Here is a 16,143-nt window from a genome sequence, read left to right on the forward strand (position 1 = left end):
CGTAACGGCCGGGGCCAGCCAGCACCAATCCGACAGCCGCGATGTCCGGCACGTCGCGGGCGCGCCCAAGAGCCGGCGCCGACGGGCTCGTGGGTGACCCGTCGGCGCCGGCCCACCTCCACTTGGGGATGGAGGCCCGGGCAGCTCGGAGGCCCCCGGAGTCGGTCGCCCTCGAGGTGCACGGCGCGTCCCCCCCAGGTCGCGCCGTGCCCGCGAGTGCTTCGCGACCAGCATCCTGGCGCCGCCGCCCGCGGACCAGAGGACGAGGCGAACGTGGGCGAAGAGTGCGGGTGGTCTTGACGACTTCTGGATCCTCGCCCCGCGCAGCCGTGCGGGCCGGCCCCGTGCGTACCCTGTCGTGCGTCCCGGACCCACGACGGAGGTGGACGAGTGAGTGGCGCACTGCGCGGACGGCGGCGGGGACCAGCCGTCACCCTGTCGCTGTGGGTCCTGTGCCTCGTCGTGGCCGGCCTGGGCACGGGTCCTGCTGCGGCCGACGAGGTCGTCGGCTTCCCGCCCCGACCGCTGTTCTGGGAGCAGCCCCTGGCCGACCCGAGCGTCGTGCACGACGGGACGCGCTGGTTCGCGGCCGGCACCGGCTGGCGAGGCGGCACCGCCAGCAGCGCCCAGGAGTATGCCGGCTGGGCGCCCGGCGCACCGCTGCTGGACTCGCGGCCCCTGTGGGCGCGCAACGGCGACGTGTGGGCACCCGAGCTCGAGCGCGCCGCCGACGGCACCTGGCTCGCCTACTACTCGATTCCCGTCGCGGGCCTGCCGCGCACCGACGACCGGTGCATCGGCGTCGCGACCGCGCCCGACCTGGCGACCCCGTTCACGCCCCTGCACACCCAGCCGCTGGTCTGCCCCGAGGGCGCGGCGACCGCGCCGGCCAGCGACGTCGTACGCCACGCACCCGGGCTGCCGACGCGCGGCGTCATCGACCCCTCGTCGTACGTCGCCGCGGACGGCCGGCGGTTCCTGCTCTACCGGACCCAGGGCACCCCGTCGTCGATCCGCATGGTGCGGCTGACCGCCAGCGGCCGGCGGGCCGCGGGGCCGAGCCGCGAGCTGCTGCGCGACCCCGGCGTGCTGGAGAACCCGGAGATGGTGGACGCGCGGGGCTGGCACCACCTGCTGCTGAGCCGCGGCGACTTCGGTCGCTGCGGCTACCGCACGGTGTGGCGGCGCTCGGCGTCGGTGCGACGGGGCTGGGAGACCGCCTCGGAGACCGTCCTGCTCGACCGGGCGGGCACCGGCATCTGCGGGCCCGGCGGCGCCGACTACGTGCCGATGACACCGCACCGGCTGTTCGTGCACGGGTGGGTGTGCGACGGGGTCAACGGGCCCTGCGAGTGGTCGTACTCCTCCCACGACGACCCGCTGCGGCGCGGGCGGCGGGTGCTCTACCTCGCCCGGCTGCGCTGGACCGCGGACGGCCCCGTGCTGGCCCGGTTCGGCCAGGGACCGGCCTGGACCCCACCGCCCGAGCCGGTGACGGGCCCCTAGCCGCGTCCGTGCGGCGTGAGCCAGCCGGACTCGTCCGGGCCGGCCGGCACGATCCCGGTCGGGTTGATGTCGGTGTGCACGACGTAGTAGTGCTGCTTGATCTGCGCGAAGTCGACCTCGTCGCCGAAGCCCGGCGTCTGGTAGAGGTCGCGGGCGTAGGCCCACAGGTTCGGCATCTCCGTGAGCTTGTTGCGGTTGCACTTGAAGTGGCCGTGGTAGACGGCGTCGAAGCGCACGAGCGTGGTGAACAGGCGCACGTCGGCCTCGGTGAGGCGCTCGCCCATCAGGTAGCGGCGGTCGGCCAGTCGCTCCTCGAGCCAGTCCATCGCCGTCCACAGTCGCGCGTAGGCGTCGTCGTACGCCTCCTGCGAGCCGGCGAACCCGCAGCGGTACACGCCGTTGTTGACCTCGGTGAAGACGCGCTTCATGACCGCCTCCATCTCCTCGCGGACGTCGGCCGGCCAGAGGTCGGGGGCGTCGGGACGCTGGTGCTCGCGCCACTCGAAGAAGAGGTCGTGGGTGATCTGCGGGAAGTCGTTGGTGACGACCTTGCCCGACTCGATCTCCACGATCGCCGGCACCGTGATGCCGCGCGGGTAGTCGGGCTGGCGCGCGAAGTAGGCCTCCTGCAGGCGCTCGATACCGAGCACCGGGTCGCGCCCGCCCTCGTCGAGGTCGAAGGTCCAGCTCCGCGCGTCGTGGGTCGGCCCCGGCGCGCCCCACGAGATGACGTCCTCGAGCCCGAGGAGGGAGCGGACGATGATCGAGCGGTGCGCCCACGGACAGGCACGCGCGGCCACGAGGCGGTAGCGCCCGGGCGCGGCCTTCCACACCGGAACGTCGCGGGGGCTGTCCTTGGAGCCGCTGGGGAACGCGTCGTCGAGCGGGTCCGCGGACCGGTCGCCGGCCAGCACGCGGTCGGGGAGATAGGACATGTCCCGCTCGAAGGGCTTGCCCTTGGACGTGTAGGTCGGCTTGTCGTTCATGTTTCAACGATAGCGCGTCAATCGCCAAGAAGTGTTTGCAAATGGTTGTTTGCGGTCTAGGCTGCCACGCATGGGCTCCTCCGTCACCCCCGACATCGCCGGCCTGCGCGCGCTGAGCCACCCCGTGCGCCTGAAGATGCTGACGCTGCTGCGCGGCGAGGGCCCGGCCACGGCGACGACGCTCGCGCAGCGGCTCGACCTCAACACCGGCGCGACGTCGTACCACCTGCGCCAGCTGGCGCAGCACGGCTTCATCGTGGAGGACGCCGAGCGCGGCAACGCCCGCGACCGCTGGTGGCGCGCAGCGCACGCGAGCACCCGCACGGACCGCGACAGGGGCGTGGTCGACAGCGACGTGGAGGCCTACCTGGCGACGGTGGCGATCATGTACGCCGACCGGATGCGTGCGGCGGTCGCCGAGATGCCGTTCCTGCCCGAGCAGTGGCGCACCGTCGGCACACTCAGCGACTGGGAGCTGACGCTCACCCCTGCCCAGGCCAGGGCGCTCGTGCAGGCGCTGGCGCGGACCGTCGAGGAGGCCGACGACTCCGACACCGACGACGCCGCGCCGTTCGTGGTGAACATCAACGCCTTCCCCCGCCCCGGCCAGCGGTGGGACCCGCAGTGAATCGCCGCACGCCACTGGTCGGAGGGCTCGTCGCCGAGGGGATCTCCTTCGTCGGCACCCGGATCTCGATGATCGCGATCCCGTGGTTCGTGCTGTCCACGACGGGCTCGGCCACCCAGACCGGGCTCGTCGCGGCCGCCGAGATCACCCCGCTGGTCATCTTCAAGGCGCTGGGCGGGCCGCTGCTCGACCGCGTCGGCCCGCGCCGGGTGACGCTGGTGTGCGACCTGCTGTCCGCCTTCGTCGTCGCCTCGATCCCCGTGCTGCACGGACTGGGGATGCTCAGCTTCCCGACCCTGCTCGTGCTGGTCGCCGTGGCGGGCGCCCTGCGCGGCCCCGGCGACGCCGGCAAGGCGGCGATGAGCCCCGAGTTCGCCCGCGTCGCAGGCTGGTCGCTCGAGCGGGTGTCGGGCCTCGCCTCCGCGGTCGAGCGCACGTCGTCGATGGGCGGTGCGGCGCTCGCCGGCCTGCTGGTCGCCACGGTCGGGGCGGCTGACGCGCTCTACGTCGACGCCGCCTCCTTCCTCGTCTCCTTCACCGTGTTCGCCCTGGCCACCACCGGGCTGGGGGCGCCCGGTGCCGGCCGAGGCCGACGCCGGCTCGACGTCGTACGTCCGCGACCTGCGGCAGGGCTGGGACTTCCTGCGCGGCGAGCCGGTGCTCGTCGCGATCTGCGCGATGGTGGCGGTCACCAACCTCGTCGACCAGGCCTACGCCGCCGTGCTGGCGCCGGTGTGGGCCAAGGAGTCCGGCGCCGGCGTCGGAGTGCTCGGCACCGTGTTCGCGGTGATGAGCGGCGCCTCGGTGCTGGGCGCGCTCGCCGCCGCGAGGTGGGGCGAGACGCTGCCGCGCTTCCGGACGTACGTCGTGGCCTTCCTCGTCGCCGGCGCCCCGCGCTACGTCGTGATGGCGCTCGAGTCGCCGGTGTGGGCGGTCCTCGCCGTGACGGCGGTGGCCGGCGCCGCGTCCGGCTTCCTCAACCCGATCCTCGGCGCGGTGATCCTCGAGCGGATCCCGGCGCCGCTGCTGGGGCGGGTGAGCTCGCTGAACACCGCGATCTGCTGGTCGCTCATGCCCCTGGGCGGCGTCCTCGGCGGGCTCGCGGTCGCCGGGCTGGGGGTCTCCCCCGCCCTCCTCGTCGCCGGCGCGGTCTACCTCGTGACGACGATGGCCCCGACGCGGGTGCCGTCGTTCCGCCGGATGGACCGCGCCCCCGCCGCAGACGCGCGGACATAGGTCCGGTCCGCGACGCCGCCTCCCGCGTGCGCAGGCCCGGCACGCCGAGCACTGTCCGCGCGTCTGCGGTGGTGGGCGCCGGCTCCTGGCGTCGGCTCCGGGCGACTCAGGCGAAGCGGGCGGCGACCTCGACCACGCGGTCCAGCGCCTCGGCCTCGCCGATGCTGACCCGCACGCCGTCGCCGGCGAACGGCCGCACCGAGATCCCGGACTCGCCGCACGCCGCGGCGAAGTCCAGCGCCCGGTCCCCCAGCGGGAACCACACGAAGTTGCCCTGCGCGTCCGGCAGCTCCCAGCCGACCGCGCGCAGCCGGGCGACCAGCTCCGCGCGACGGCCGACCAGGTCCTCGACCCGCTCGAACAGCTCGTCGCGGGCCTCGAGCGACGCGATCGCCGCGGCCTGCGCGACGTGGCTGACCCCGAACGGCAGCGACACCGCTCGCAGCGCCGCGGCCAGCGGCGCCGGGGCGACGGCGTACCCGACACGGAAGCCCGCCAGGCCGTAGGCCTTGGAGAACGTGCGCGTCAGCACGACGTTGGCGTGGCGGCGGTAGGTGGCGATGCCGTCGATCGGGTCGTCCATGCGCACGAACTCGAGGTACGCCTCGTCGACCACGACGACGACGTGCGGGGGCACCCGGGCGATGAACGCGTCGAGCTCGGCCTGGGTGACCGCGGGGCCGGTCGGGTTGTTGGGCGTGCACACGATGACGATCCGCGTGCGGTCGGTGACCGCGGCGGCCATCGCGTCGAGGTCGTGGCGGCCGTCGGCGGTGACCGGCACCTGCACGCTCCGCGCGCCGCCCGCGGTCACCGCGATCGGGTACGCCTCGAAGGAGCGCCACGCGTAGACCACCTCGTCGCCGGCCTCGCAGAACGCGTTCACCAGCTGGTAGATCAGCCCGACCGACCCCGTCGCCGCGGCGAGGTCCGCCACCGGCACCCCCATCGCCTCGCCGAGCGCGGCGTAGAGGGCGGTGCTGCCCATGTCGGGATAGCGGTTCATCGACGCCGCCGCCTCGGTCGCCGCCTCCAGCACGCCGGGGAGCGGCGGGTAGGGGTTCTCGTTGGAGGAGAGCTTGTACGACGTCAGCCCGGGTCGGGCGACGGGCGGCTTGCCGGCGACGTACGCGGGGATGGCGAGCACGTTGGGCCGGGGCTGCGGGGCGGAGGGGGTCGTGGACATGGGCCCGACCCTAGTGATCGCCGCGGCGCGCCCGCCACGGCCTCACCACGGGCAGGAGCAGCGCCCCGATCGCGCCACCGATCCCGGCGCCGAGGATGTTGTCGACCAGGTCGGTGACGTCGCACGCGCGGTCGAGCCGCGCGAGCTGCAGCTGGGTGAGCTCGACCGCCAGGCTGTACGCCGCCAGCAGCGCGAGGCCGAGGGGGGCGAGCACCAGACCCGTCCACCAGCGGCCCACCGCGAGCACGAGGAACACCCCGGCGGGCACGAACAGCAGGACGTTGAGGGTGCGCTGGTCGAGACCCAGGACGTCGAAGGCGACCCCGGACGGACCGCCGTAGTCCCACGAGCACGACTCGCTGCGGCCCTCGGCCGGCACGATGCCCACGTCCGGTCGGGTCGGCACGAGCGTCACCAGGGCGATCGCGACGAGCGACCACAGCAGGCCCGCGACCGCCACCGCCGAGACCGTCCCCAGCCGTCGGCGCAGGGCCAGCGCGAGCAGGACCGCGGCGACACCGGCGGCCACGGCGCCGAGCACCATCACGCCCGCGCCGCCGATCGTCACCACGTCGGCGAGGGTAGCCGGGGCGCACGGCTAGGGTCGTGACATGCGATTCGTGACGTGGTTGCTGACCTACGCCGCCGGGCTCGCAGTGGCCGCCCAGCTCCTCGACGGGATCTGGTTCGACGGTCCGATCAGCGGGCAGGCCGAGGTGGAGGAGAAGATCGTGCCGCTCCTGCTGGTCGCGCTGATCCTCGGTCTGGTCTCGACGTTCGTCGAGCCGGTGATCAAGCTCCTCTCGCTGCCGTTCATTCTCTTGACCCTCGGCTTGCTGCTGCTGGTGATCAACGCGTTGATGCTGCTGCTGACCGCCCGGCTCGCCGAGGCGTTCGGCCTCGGCTTCCACGTCGACGGCTTCTTCAGCGCCCTCGTCGGCGCCGTTGTCGTCACCCTCGTCGGCTGGGGCGTCCGGACGGCGCTGCCCGCGCGGGACTGATGCCTGCGGCGGCACTGCCCCACCCCGGCGGTCGGGCCGGACGCGTCCGGCCCTCCGGCGTCCTCGCTTCCCTCGATCGCCTCGATCCGGGGGCTGCGGTTCCGGGCCCGTACTACGGTGTCACCGACGGGTTCGAGGAGGTGCTGGCGATGGTCGAGCGCACCAGCGACGCGACCCTGCGCGTCGCGGTCGACACGTCCAAGGCGCGGGTCGAGGACCGCGGCTGATGGCTCGCCAGCCGATCATCGCGCGGCGCGCCGAGGAGCTCCTCGGCTCGGCCGTGGTGGCCACCGCGCCCGTCGCGGGGGGCAACGTCGCCACCGCGACGCGGCTGCGCCTGTCCACCGGCCAGACCGCCCTGATGAAGACGCTGCCGCACGCGCCCGCGGGGTTCTTCGAGGCCGAGGCCGCCGGCCTGCGGTGGCTCGCCGAGGTCGAGGGCGGGGTGCCGGTGCCCGAGGTCCTGGCCGCCGCCAGCGACTGCCTCGTCCTCGCCTGGGTCGAGCAGAGCACCAAGACACCCGTCGAGGCCGCCGTCGCGTTCGGCCAGCAGCTCGCCACCACCCACGCCGCCGGCGCAGCGGGCTGGGGCCTCGACCACGACGGCTTCATCGGCCGGCTCCCGCTGCCCAACCGGCCCGCGGGCTCCTGGCCGGAGTTCTACGCCGTGCGGCGGGTCCTGCCCTACCTCAAGCTGGCGCGCGACCGCGGCGCGATCACCGACACCGACGCCGCCGCCGTCGAGGCGGTCATCGGCCGCCTCGACGCGCTGATCCCCGACGAGCCGCCGGCCCGGCTGCACGGCGACCTGTGGAACGGCAACTGCCTGTGGAGCCAGGACCTCGCCATCCACGCCATCGACCCGGCCGCCTACGGCGGGCACCGCGAGGTGGACCTGGCGATGCTGCACCTGTTCGGGCTCACCCACCTGCCGCGGGTGATGGCGGCGTACCACGAGGCGCACCCGCTGGTCGAGGGCTGGGAGGACCGCCTCGGCATCCACCAGCTCTTCCCGCTCCTCGTGCACGCCTGCACGTCCGGCGGCGGCTACGGGGCCCGTGCCGGGACCATCGCGGCACGCTACGCCTGATCGCTGCGACGAGACGCCGGCGTCGTGAGACCCACCCCTGCGGCTGACCCGGCGGTGCAGGGACGGCAGGCATGGTGGCCGGGTGAGCGAGGCGAAGGACGCGAGTCCCTGGGTCCCCGGATCGCGCGAGCTCGGCGACCTCGAGTCCGCGGCCCAGGAGTGCCGCGGGTGCGAGCTGTGGCAGCCGGCGACGCAGGTGGTGTTCTCCAGCGGCGAGCGCTCGGCCCGCGTCGTGCTGGTCGGCGAGCAGCCGGGCGACCAAGAGGACCGGAGCGGGGAGCCGTTCGTCGGTCCCGCGGGCCGGGTCCTCGATGAGGCGCTCGCCGAGGCGGGCATCGACCGGGGCGCGGCGTACCTCACCAACGCCGTCAAGCACTTCCGCCACGAGCAGCGCGGCAAGCGGCGCATCCACGCCAAGCCCGAGCTGCGCCACCTCGCAGCCTGCCGCCCGTGGCTCGACGCCGAGCTGGAGGCGGTCGAGCCGCGCGTCGTCGTCGCGCTCGGCGCCACGGCCGCGCGGGCGGTGCTGGACCGGCCGGTGAAGATCGGCGAGGTCCGCGGACGGGTGCTCGAGGAGCCGGCACGACCCGTCGTGGTCACCACCCACCCCTCGGCGGTCCTGCGCCTGCGTGGGCGCGGCGGCTACGACGAAGCCTTCGGCGGCCTCGTGGCCGACCTGCGGCTGGCGACGCCGTACGCCTGACCCTCAGGTTCGCCTCAGGGGCGGCTGGCATCCTTGCGCTGTGAGCGAGTCCAGACCCCGCGTGCTCGTCGTCGACGACGACCGCGCCGTGCGCGACTCGCTGCGCCGCTCGCTGGAGTTCAACGGCTACGACGTGGTGCTGGCGGCCGACGGCGCGGAGGGTCTGGTGGCGGTCGGCGCACAGCACCCCGACGTCGTCGTCATCGACGTCATGATGCCGCGCCTCGACGGCATCGAGACGACCCGGGCGCTGCGCGCGGCCGGCAACGACGTACCGGTCCTGGTCCTGACCGCCCGCGACGCGGTCGGCGACCGGGTCGAGGGACTCGACGCCGGTGCCGACGACTACCTCACCAAGCCCTTCGCGCTGGAGGAGCTGCTCGCCCGGCTCCGGGCGCTGCTGCGCCGCGTCGTGCCCGACCCGGACGCCGACGGCGAGGTGCTGACCTTCGCCGACCTCACCATGGACGTGGCCAGCCGCGACGTGTCGCGGGGCGGGCGGCCGATCGAGCTGACCCGCACCGAGTTCACGCTGCTGGAGATGTTCCTGCGCCGCCCGCGCCGGGTGCTCGACCGGTCCTTCATCCTCGAGGAGGTGTGGGGCTACGACTTCCCGACCAGCGCCAACTCGCTGGAGGTCTACGTCGGCTACCTGCGCCGCAAGACCGAGGCCGCGGGTGAGCCGCGGCTGATCCAGACGGTGCGCGGCGTCGGCTACGTGCTGAAGGAAGCATGACCTCGCCCGACTGGCCCCCCGGGCGCTGGCACTACCGCAGGTCGCTGGCGTCGCGGGTCGCCGTGCTGACCACCTTCGCCCTCGGGGTGTCCATCGCGATCATGGCGCTGACCGCCTACGTCGTGATGCGCCAGCAGCTGATGAGCTCGCTCGACCAGTCGCTGCTCAACCGGGCGCACAAGGCGACCTCCGTCTCGGCGCTGTCCGAGCTGACGGTCCAGGGCGTGCCGCCCTGGTGGCTCGGCGCTGCCGACGTCCGGGTCATCTTCGTCACCCTCGACGGACCGCCCAGCGGCACCGACATCCCCGACTTCACGCTCGGCCGCCCGGAGTACGAGGTGGTGACGGGGCGGCGCGAGTCGGTCGTGCGGACCCTCGTCACGAAGGAGGGCGAGCGGTTCCGCGTCGCGACGGTGCACGCCAGCAGCGGACAGGCCCTGATCCTCGCGCAGCCGCTCGCCCCCAACGACCGCACGCTGGAGAAACTCGGCGGCGTGCTCTTCGTCTTCGGCGCGCTGGGCGTGCTGGCGGCCCTCCTCGCCGGCTGGCTGGTCGCCCGCAACGGCCTGCGACCCGTACGCCGGCTCACGTCCGCGGTCGAGCGGATCGCGGTGACCGAGGACCTCACGCCGCTGCGGGTCGAGGGCGACGACGAGGTGGCCCGCCTGGCGACCGCCTTCAACCAGATGCTGCTCGCGCTCGGCGCCTCCCGCGACCGGCAGCGGCGGCTGGTCGCCGACGCGAGCCACGAGCTGCGTACGCCGCTCACCTCGCTGCGCACCAACCTCGACCTGCTCCGGCAGGCCGAGGGCAACAGCGCGCTCCCGGCGCAGGCGCGCCTCGAGCTCCTCGACGACGTGCGCGGCCAGATCGAGGAGCTCAGCGCGCTCGTCGGCGACCTGGTGGAGCTGGCCCGGGACGAGCCGATGACGCACGTGGTGGCCGAGGTGGACCTGGCCGACGTGGTGGACCGCGCCGTCACCCGAGTGCGCCGCCGTGCGCACGGGATCGCCTTCGACGTGTCGACGACCCCGTGGACCGTGCTCGGCGACGCCAGCAGCCTCGAGCGGGCCGTCACCAACCTGCTCGACAACGCGGCCAAGTGGAGCCCCACCGACGGCACCGTCACCGTGCGCCTGGCCGACGGCGTGCTCACCGTCGACGACGAGGGCACGGGCGTCGCCGAGGCCGACCGGCCCCACGTCTTCGAGCGCTTCTACCGTGCCGAGGAGTCGCGCGCCATGCCGGGCTCGGGCCTCGGCCTGGCCATCGTGCGCCAGGTCATCGACCGCCACGGCGGGCGCATCGAGGTGTCCGAGGCGCCCAGCGGCGGGGCCCGGTTCTCGATGTGGGTGCCCGGCGTGACCGCCGACGCACCGGCCTAGCCGGCCAGCCGTCCTCGCCCGGTCTCACTCCTGGCCCTATCCGCCGTCGAGGACCCGCAGCAGCCGCTCGGACTTCCACTGCGCCTCGGCCCACTCCTCGGCGAGGTCGGAGCGCACCGTGATGCCGCCGCCCGTGCCGAGCGTCCAGGTGCCGCTGCCGTCGGTGGTCAGGGAGCGGATGACGACCCCGAGGTCCGCCGGACCGTCGCCGCTGATCCACCCGAACGCGCCGGCGTAGACGCCCCGCGGCGTCGACTCGACCTCCTCGATGACCTGCATCGTGCGCAGCTTGGGCGCGCCGGTCATCGAGCCGGCCGGGAACAGCGCGCGCAGCGCCGCCACGGTCGTGACGTCGTCGCGCAGCCGGCCGCGCACCGTGGAGACGAGCTGGTGCACGGACGCGTACGTCTCGACCTGCATCAGCGCGGGCACCTCGACCGAGCCGACGTCGCAGACCATCGAGAGGTCGTTGCGCAGCAGGTCGACGATCATGAGGTTCTCCGCGCGCGTCTTGGGGTCGCCGGCCAGGCGCGAGCGCTGGGCCTCGTCCTCCTCCCGGGTGGCGCCCCGCGGCGTGGTGCCTTTGATGGGCTTGGTCTCCAGGTGCCGGTCCGCGGTGACGAGGGCGTACCGCTCCGGCGAGCTCGACAGCAGCCACGCCCGTGCGCCGGCGACGTCGTGCTGGAGGAAGCCGGCGTACGGCGCCGGGTTGAGCTCGCGCAGCCGGAGGTACGCCGTCACCGGGTCGAGGTCGGCGCGGCGGCTCAGCCGGTGGGTGAGGTTCACCTCGTAGGAATTGCCCGCGTGCAGGTGCTCCTGGACGCGCGCGAACGCGGCGGCGTACTGGGTTGTCGGGCTCTCCCTGAGGTTGTCGGCTCTTGCGTGGGCCGACAACCTGAGGGATCCCCGGCCGGCCGGGGATCCCTCATCCGGCCCCCCACCCCCCACCACCACCGCATGCTCGAACACCCGCACCCCGCGTGGCCGCATCCAGACCGCGTCGGGCAGCGAGGGGTCGGCGGCGGCGGGCAGGTCGGTGCGCGAGGCGTAGCCGAGGTAGCCGAACCACTGCTCCCCGGCCCGCAGCCGGTCCTCCAGCACGGCGAAGACGTCGTCGCCCACGACCTCGGCCCGGCCGCCGGCGTGCAGCCGCACCTCGCGGCGGGCGGCCGACCAGCTCAGCGAGACGTCGTCGTCCTTCAGCCAGCCGATGATCGAGCGGCGGCCCGACCACTCGCGGGCGCCGCCGCCGTCGAGCCAGAAGCAGCGCGGGTGCGCGGCCGCCACCTCACGGAAGAAGTCGACCGGGTCGCTCACGACAGGAAGTTCCTCACCAGCGCCTCACCGTGCTCGGACAGCACCGACTCCGGGTGGAACTGCACGCCCTCGAGCGGCAGTGACCGGTGACGCACGCCCATCACCACGCCGTCCTCGCTCCAGGCGGTGGCGACGAGGTCGCCGGGCAGGTCGACCGCGCCCAGCGAGTGGTAGCGCACGGCCGCGAAGCCCTGCGGCAGACCGGTGAAGACGCCGTCAGCGTCGTGCCGCACGGTCGCGACCTCGCCGTGGGCGGGAGCGAGCCGGGAGACCGTGCCGCCGAAGGCCGTCACCAGGCCCTGCATCCCTAGGCACACCCCCAGCACCGGTCGCGTCCCCGCCCGCAGGACGGCGGCACCCACCGCGAAGTCGGCAGGAGTGCCCGGATGTCCCGGCCCGGGCGACAGCACGACGTGCGAGTGCCGCAGCACCTCCTCCGGGGGAACCTCGTCGTGCTGGACCACGCGCGGCAGGACCCCGGTCACGCGGGCGACGAGGTGCACCAGGTTCCACGTGTAGGAGTCGTGGTGGTCGACCACGACAACATCCGGGATCACGTCCGCGGGCACGTCCGGCGTCACCCCCGGAGGGTAGTGCTAGCGCCGCACCGCGCGGCAGGCGGCGGGCACCGGCTCGTTCCCCTGCTGCTGGCACGTGTCGAACGCCGCAAGCTTCGCCATCAGCGCCGCAACGTCGTCGCGCCGCTTCGCGCTGGCGACCTGGTTGCGCGCCTCGTACGGGCTGCGCCGGTAGTCGTAGTACTCGTAGCCCCACGTGGTGCGCCCCGGCCGCGGGTCGAGGTCGAAGCGGGCCAGCAGCGCGGTTCGGCTCCGGACCGCGGTGTACGACGGGATCCGGTCGAGCTCGGTGCCGGTGAAGGCCGCGTCGGGATCGCCGCCGGTCAGCGTCTGCTGGGTGTGCTCGAGGAAGGCGTACGACGAGCGCACCAGCGACGGATCGGTGAGGGTGGGCACCAGCGAGACACCGCTGCGGTAGGGCGCGGGCACGAGCCCGGCGAGCTCCTCGAACGTCGGGGCGAGGTCGATGTTGCTGGTGACCTCGCGCCGTGCCCCCGGCACGACGCCCGGCCCGGTGACGAGCAGCGGCACCCGCACGTCGGTGTCGTACGGCGTCCCCTTGCCGCGGCCGAGCCCGTTCTGGCCGAGGTGGAACCCGTTGTCGGACGTCAGCACGACGTACGTCTCCGGGCCGACGGTGCGCAGGATCCGCGCGAGCAGCCGGTCGGCCGACTGCACCATCCGCGCGCGGTCGCGGAGGTCACGGACGGCGACGGCGGCCGGCAGCGAGCCGGCGGTGTTCCAGGCCCGCCCGCGCCGGCCGTCGGGCAGCCGGGGACGGTTGTCGGCCGGGGCGTCGCCGAAGCCGGGCAGGTCCGCCACGGTGAGCTTGCTGCAGGCGACGCGGCCACAGGAGCGCTCACCCGCGCGGTCGCGGAACATCGGCGGGAAGAGGGGGTCGCCGGGGTAGTAGCCCTGGGCCTGCGAGCGGTTGTGGGGCGCGTACAGCGCGACCTCGAGGAAGTACGGCGCGTCCGCCGCCTCGCCCCGGCGCAGGAAGTCCAGGGCGAGGTCGCCGATGACCGTGCCGGCGTAGGCGCGGTCCTTCGCCGCAGCGCTCGCCCCGGCCGGCGGTGCCGGGTGCTCGCGCACGCGCAGCCGCTGGTCGGTGACGGACGTGCTGGCGAAGCCCCAGCCGTCGTAGGCCGAGCCGAAGACGGCGTCGAACGTCGTCCACCCCGGCACGAGCGGCGGCAGCGCCCGGCCCGGCACCCACTCGTACTCGTTGAGGAACTTCCCGACGAAGCCGGTGTGGTAGCCCGCCTGCTGCAGCCGCACGTTGAAGGCACGCTCGGGGTTGCCGTGCGTGTCGTAGGCCGGCCAGCCGCCGAGCGTCGAGGTGCCCTCGCGGGAGATGTTGGTGCGGACGCCGGTCTGGTGGGGGTACTGGCCGGTGAAGAAGCTCGAGCGCGACACGCAGCACAGCGAGTCGGTGACGAAGGAGTGCGGATAGCTCGCACCCGTGCGCCGCATCGTCTGCGCCGAGCGCATCGTCTGGACGAGGTCCATGGAGAAGTCGTCGAGCATCACCACGACGATGTTGGGCCGCCGGGCGCTGGTGCCGGCCGGCTCACGCTCCGCGACCGCGGCCGCGGTGCTCGTCGTACGCGCGGGGCGCACGTCGCCGCGCCGGTCCGAGCCCGCGCTCGACCCGCAGGCGACGCAGGTCATCAGCGCGAGCAGGCACAGGCCGGCCCAGGCTGTCTTGAAGTGGTGCACGTGTCCCCCGTCGTGTCCCCCGATGGCTACCCACAGTGACGCCGTGGCCCGCCGATCGGTTGCCTGCCACGCCGAACCAGTGTCTCCCGTGTCGCGCGCGGGCGCACCCGGGTTGGGCGGATCTGCCGTCAGGCGAGCAGGTCGCGCACGGCGGCGTGCAGCAGGTCGTAGCCGTTCTCGGTGAGGATCGACTCGGCGTGGAACTGGATGCCGCGGTAGTGCGGGCCGACCACGGCGTGGACGTCGCCGGTCGCCTCGTCGGCCTCGACGCGCACCCCGTCCGGCAGGGCGCCGTCGGGCACCCGGCCCACGAAGGTGTTGTAGAAGCCGACCCGCTCGGTGCGGCCCTCGAGCCGGACCGGCGACTGGGTGCCCTGGAAGACGACGTCCTTGTAGGTGAGCTCCAGCCCCAGGCGCTGGCACAGCGTCTGGTGGCCGAGGCAGACCGCGAGGAAGGGCCGCTCGGCGGCGAGCAGGTCGTCGACGGCGCGCCGGAAGGCGGCGATCTTGGGGTGGTCGCCCTCGCGCGGGTCGCCGGGTCCCGGACCGACGATCACGAGGTCGGCGCCGTCGAAGGCCTCCGGTGCGTAGTCCTCGTGCCGCACCACCCGCGAGGTCATGCCCAGGACGCCGAGGACGTGGACCAGCATGTTCACGAAGTCGTCCTCGCCGTGCAGGATCACCACGGACTTGCCGGCCAGCCGGGCGTCGGCGGGCTCGCCCGCCTGGTCGGTGAGCCAGAAGCGGGAGAGCCGCTGGTTGCGCGACCCGAGCGCCAGCACGACGTCCTCGTCGCGTGCCAGCTCGGCGATGTCGGCGCCGTCGGAGGTCGCCCCGGGCGCGAGCCCGAAAGCGCTCAGGATGCCGCCGGCCTTGGCCCGCGTCTCGGCGACCTCGTAGTCGGGGTCGGAGTCGCGCACGAGCGTCGCGCCGGCGGTCACCTTGAGCTCACCGGCGGGCGAGACGTCGGCGGTGCGGATGAGGATGGGGCTGTCCATCGTCGGCGTGCCGTCGGGCGAGCGACCGAACAGCGCGAGTGCCGCGCCGTAGTAGCCGCGGCCCTCGGGCTCGTAGTCGGCGATCAGCCGGCAGGCGTTCTCCACCGGCGCGCCGGTCACCGTCGCGGCGTACATCGTGTCGCGCAGGATCTCGCGGTGGTCGCGGTCGGACCGGCCGGCCAGGAGGTACTCGGTGTGGATCAGGTGCGTCATCGGCTTGAGGAACGGGCCGAGCACTTGGCCGCCCTCGTGGCAGATGTCGCACATCATCTTGAGCTCCTCGTCGACGACCATGAAGAGCTCGAAGATCTCCTTCTCGTCGGCGAGGAACTCCAGGAGCCGCTGCTTGAGGTCGTCGCCGTGGCCGGCCACCCGGAACGTCCCGGAGATGGGGTTCATCCGGACGTCGCCCGAGCGCACCGACACGTGCCGCTCGGGGCTGGCGCCGATGAGGAACCGCTCACCGGTGAAGAAGCAGAAGGTCCAGTAGGCGCCGCGCTCGTGCTCCAGCAGCCGGCGCAGCACGGTCAGCGCCTTCTCGGCGTCCCAGTCGGCGAGCACCGCGCGGTAGTGCCGCCCGATCACGAGGTTGGCACCCTCGCCCTGGCCGATCTCGTCGCGGATGATCGACTCGACGACCGCTGCGTAGTCCTCGTCGCTGGTCGCGAACCCGCCGCGGTCGGCGAGCTCGACCGGTACGTCGGGCAGCGCGGCGAGCAGGTCGTCGACCGGCACCTCGTGCTCGGCCTCGATGTCGACCACCGTCAACGGCGTGCCGTCGTCGATGGCGGCGAAACCGCGCTCGCGGACCTGCCGGAACGGGACGGCGACCAGGCGGTCGGCGCTGCGGCCGGGCTCGGGCGCCCCGGTCTCGAGCGGGATGTCGAGCAGGCTCGCCACCTCGTGCGGCGTGCCACCGATCAATCCGGCGGTGGGCGCGGCCTTGCGCCGGATGACCGCCCACGCGCCGTACCCCTGGATCTGCTCCAGGAGGTCGGTGACGGGTGGGGTCTGGGTCATGGGCACGACCCTACGGCGGCGTGGCCGCCGCCCGGACGGTCGTCTCAGGCGGGA

The 16,143-nt window shown here is 73.9% G+C and carries 16 protein-coding genes and 1 pseudogene; 10 read left to right on the top strand and 7 right to left on the bottom strand.

Annotated elements, in window-relative coordinates:
* Positions 1 to 390 precede the first annotated feature (390 nt).
* Entirely contained in the window at positions 391 to 1,506 is a 1,116-nt protein-coding gene (locus tag J3P41_RS07650) for a family 43 glycosylhydrolase (protein WP_210649574.1), read from the top strand.
* On the opposite strand, the gene J3P41_RS07655 is transcribed toward J3P41_RS07650, so the two are convergent.
* Positions 1,503 to 2,492: a glutathione S-transferase family protein gene (locus J3P41_RS07655; protein WP_210649575.1), complete on the bottom strand. Its 990-nt coding sequence runs from the start codon at positions 2,490 to 2,492 to the stop codon at positions 1,503 to 1,505. The genes J3P41_RS07650 and J3P41_RS07655 overlap by 4 nt on opposite strands.
* Before the next feature lie 70 nt (positions 2,493 to 2,562).
* Between J3P41_RS07655 and J3P41_RS07660 the strand changes: the two genes are divergently transcribed.
* From J3P41_RS07660 to J3P41_RS07670, 3 genes and pseudogenes are all read left to right on the top strand, one after another.
* Positions 2,563 to 3,120 carry a transcriptional regulator gene (locus J3P41_RS07660; protein ID WP_210649576.1) on the top strand — a complete coding sequence of 186 codons (558 nt, stop codon included), beginning with the start codon at positions 2,563 to 2,565 and terminating at the stop codon, positions 3,118 to 3,120.
* Positions 3,117 to 3,665, top strand: a pseudogene (locus tag J3P41_RS19400) (MFS transporter); the annotation flags it as partial. The gene J3P41_RS07660 and the pseudogene J3P41_RS19400, both read left to right, overlap by 4 nt.
* A gap of 31 nt (positions 3,666 to 3,696) precedes the next feature.
* The gene (locus tag J3P41_RS07670) at positions 3,697 to 4,356 is read left to right on the top strand and encodes an MFS transporter (protein ID WP_210649577.1); all 660 of its coding nucleotides are present in this window, start codon (positions 3,697 to 3,699) and stop codon (positions 4,354 to 4,356) included.
* Positions 4,357 to 4,462: 106 nt separating this feature from the next.
* Here the strand turns inward: J3P41_RS07670 and J3P41_RS07675 are convergent, their stop codons facing one another.
* Together J3P41_RS07675 and J3P41_RS07680 are read right to left on the bottom strand one after the other, a co-directional pair.
* A complete protein-coding gene (locus J3P41_RS07675; protein WP_210649578.1) occupies positions 4,463 to 5,542 on the bottom strand; it encodes a histidinol-phosphate transaminase in 1,080 nt (359 codons plus the stop codon).
* A 10-nt stretch (positions 5,543 to 5,552) separates the two neighbouring features.
* Positions 5,553 to 6,113, bottom strand: a complete 561-nt coding sequence (locus tag J3P41_RS07680) for a VanZ family protein (protein ID WP_210649579.1) — start codon at positions 6,111 to 6,113, stop codon at positions 5,553 to 5,555.
* A 40-nt stretch (positions 6,114 to 6,153) separates the two neighbouring features.
* On the opposite strand from J3P41_RS07680, the gene J3P41_RS07685 reads away from it, so the two are divergent.
* From J3P41_RS07685 to J3P41_RS07710, 6 genes are all read left to right on the top strand, one after another.
* Entirely contained in the window at positions 6,154 to 6,543 is a 390-nt protein-coding gene (locus tag J3P41_RS07685; protein WP_210649580.1) for a phage holin family protein, read from the top strand.
* Positions 6,543 to 6,770 carry a hypothetical protein gene (locus J3P41_RS07690; protein ID WP_210649581.1) on the top strand — a complete coding sequence of 76 codons (228 nt, stop codon included), beginning with the start codon at positions 6,543 to 6,545 and terminating at the stop codon, positions 6,768 to 6,770. The genes J3P41_RS07685 and J3P41_RS07690 overlap by 1 nt, the downstream gene beginning before the upstream one ends.
* A complete protein-coding gene (locus tag J3P41_RS07695; protein WP_210649582.1) occupies positions 6,770 to 7,633 on the top strand; it encodes a fructosamine kinase family protein in 864 nt (287 codons plus the stop codon). Before J3P41_RS07690 ends, J3P41_RS07695 begins: the two co-directional genes overlap by 1 nt.
* A gap of 82 nt (positions 7,634 to 7,715) precedes the next feature.
* Complete coding sequence (locus J3P41_RS07700) at positions 7,716 to 8,336, top strand: UdgX family uracil-DNA binding protein (protein WP_210649583.1); 621 nt, start codon at positions 7,716 to 7,718, stop codon at positions 8,334 to 8,336.
* A gap of 40 nt (positions 8,337 to 8,376) precedes the next feature.
* A complete protein-coding gene (locus J3P41_RS07705) occupies positions 8,377 to 9,072 on the top strand; it encodes a response regulator transcription factor (RefSeq protein WP_210649584.1) in 696 nt (231 codons plus the stop codon).
* The gene (locus J3P41_RS07710; RefSeq protein WP_210649585.1) at positions 9,069 to 10,457 is read left to right on the top strand and encodes a cell wall metabolism sensor histidine kinase WalK; all 1,389 of its coding nucleotides are present in this window, start codon (positions 9,069 to 9,071) and stop codon (positions 10,455 to 10,457) included. The genes J3P41_RS07705 and J3P41_RS07710 overlap by 4 nt, the downstream gene beginning before the upstream one ends.
* Before the next feature lie 36 nt (positions 10,458 to 10,493).
* Here the strand turns inward: J3P41_RS07710 and J3P41_RS07715 are convergent, their stop codons facing one another.
* From J3P41_RS07715 to J3P41_RS07730, 4 genes are all read right to left on the bottom strand, one after another.
* Positions 10,494 to 11,774, bottom strand: coding sequence for an anthranilate synthase component I family protein (locus tag J3P41_RS07715; protein ID WP_210649586.1), 1,281 nt, complete (start codon positions 11,772 to 11,774; stop codon positions 10,494 to 10,496).
* Entirely contained in the window at positions 11,771 to 12,355 is a 585-nt protein-coding gene (locus tag J3P41_RS07720; RefSeq protein ID WP_307861877.1) for an aminodeoxychorismate/anthranilate synthase component II, read from the bottom strand. The genes J3P41_RS07715 and J3P41_RS07720 overlap by 4 nt, the downstream gene beginning before the upstream one ends.
* A 15-nt stretch (positions 12,356 to 12,370) precedes the next feature.
* Complete coding sequence (locus J3P41_RS07725) at positions 12,371 to 14,071, bottom strand: sulfatase-like hydrolase/transferase (protein WP_210649587.1); 1,701 nt, start codon at positions 14,069 to 14,071, stop codon at positions 12,371 to 12,373.
* Between the two features lie 128 nt (positions 14,072 to 14,199).
* Positions 14,200 to 16,089 carry an anthranilate synthase family protein gene (locus J3P41_RS07730; protein ID WP_210649588.1) on the bottom strand — a complete coding sequence of 630 codons (1,890 nt, stop codon included), beginning with the start codon at positions 16,087 to 16,089 and terminating at the stop codon, positions 14,200 to 14,202.
* Positions 16,090 to 16,143: the final 54 nt, after the last annotated feature.

Source organism: Nocardioides sp. SYSU D00065 (assembly GCF_017916425.1).
GTDB lineage: Bacteria > Actinomycetota > Actinomycetes > Propionibacteriales > Nocardioidaceae > Nocardioides.

What these genes read in the sequence shown, in the direction of transcription:
- J3P41_RS07695 (WP_210649582.1), top strand. Translation starts at nt 6,770, where the DNA reads ATGGCTCGCCAGCCGATCATCGCGCGGCGCGCCGAGGAGCTCCTCGGC.
- J3P41_RS07685 (WP_210649580.1), top strand. Translation starts at nt 6,154, where the DNA reads ATGCGATTCGTGACGTGGTTGCTGACCTACGCCGCCGGGCTCGCAGTG.
- J3P41_RS07675 (WP_210649578.1), bottom strand. Translation starts at nt 5,542, where the DNA reads ATGTCCACGACCCCCTCCGCCCCGCAGCCCCGGCCCAACGTGCTCGCC.
- J3P41_RS07730 (WP_210649588.1), bottom strand. Translation starts at nt 16,089, where the DNA reads ATGACCCAGACCCCACCCGTCACCGACCTCCTGGAGCAGATCCAGGGG.
- J3P41_RS07690 (WP_210649581.1), top strand. Translation starts at nt 6,543, where the DNA reads ATGCCTGCGGCGGCACTGCCCCACCCCGGCGGTCGGGCCGGACGCGTC.
- J3P41_RS07660 (WP_210649576.1), top strand. Translation starts at nt 2,563, where the DNA reads ATGGGCTCCTCCGTCACCCCCGACATCGCCGGCCTGCGCGCGCTGAGC.
- J3P41_RS07655 (WP_210649575.1), bottom strand. Translation starts at nt 2,492, where the DNA reads ATGAACGACAAGCCGACCTACACGTCCAAGGGCAAGCCCTTCGAGCGG.
- J3P41_RS07710 (WP_210649585.1), top strand. Translation starts at nt 9,069, where the DNA reads ATGACCTCGCCCGACTGGCCCCCCGGGCGCTGGCACTACCGCAGGTCG.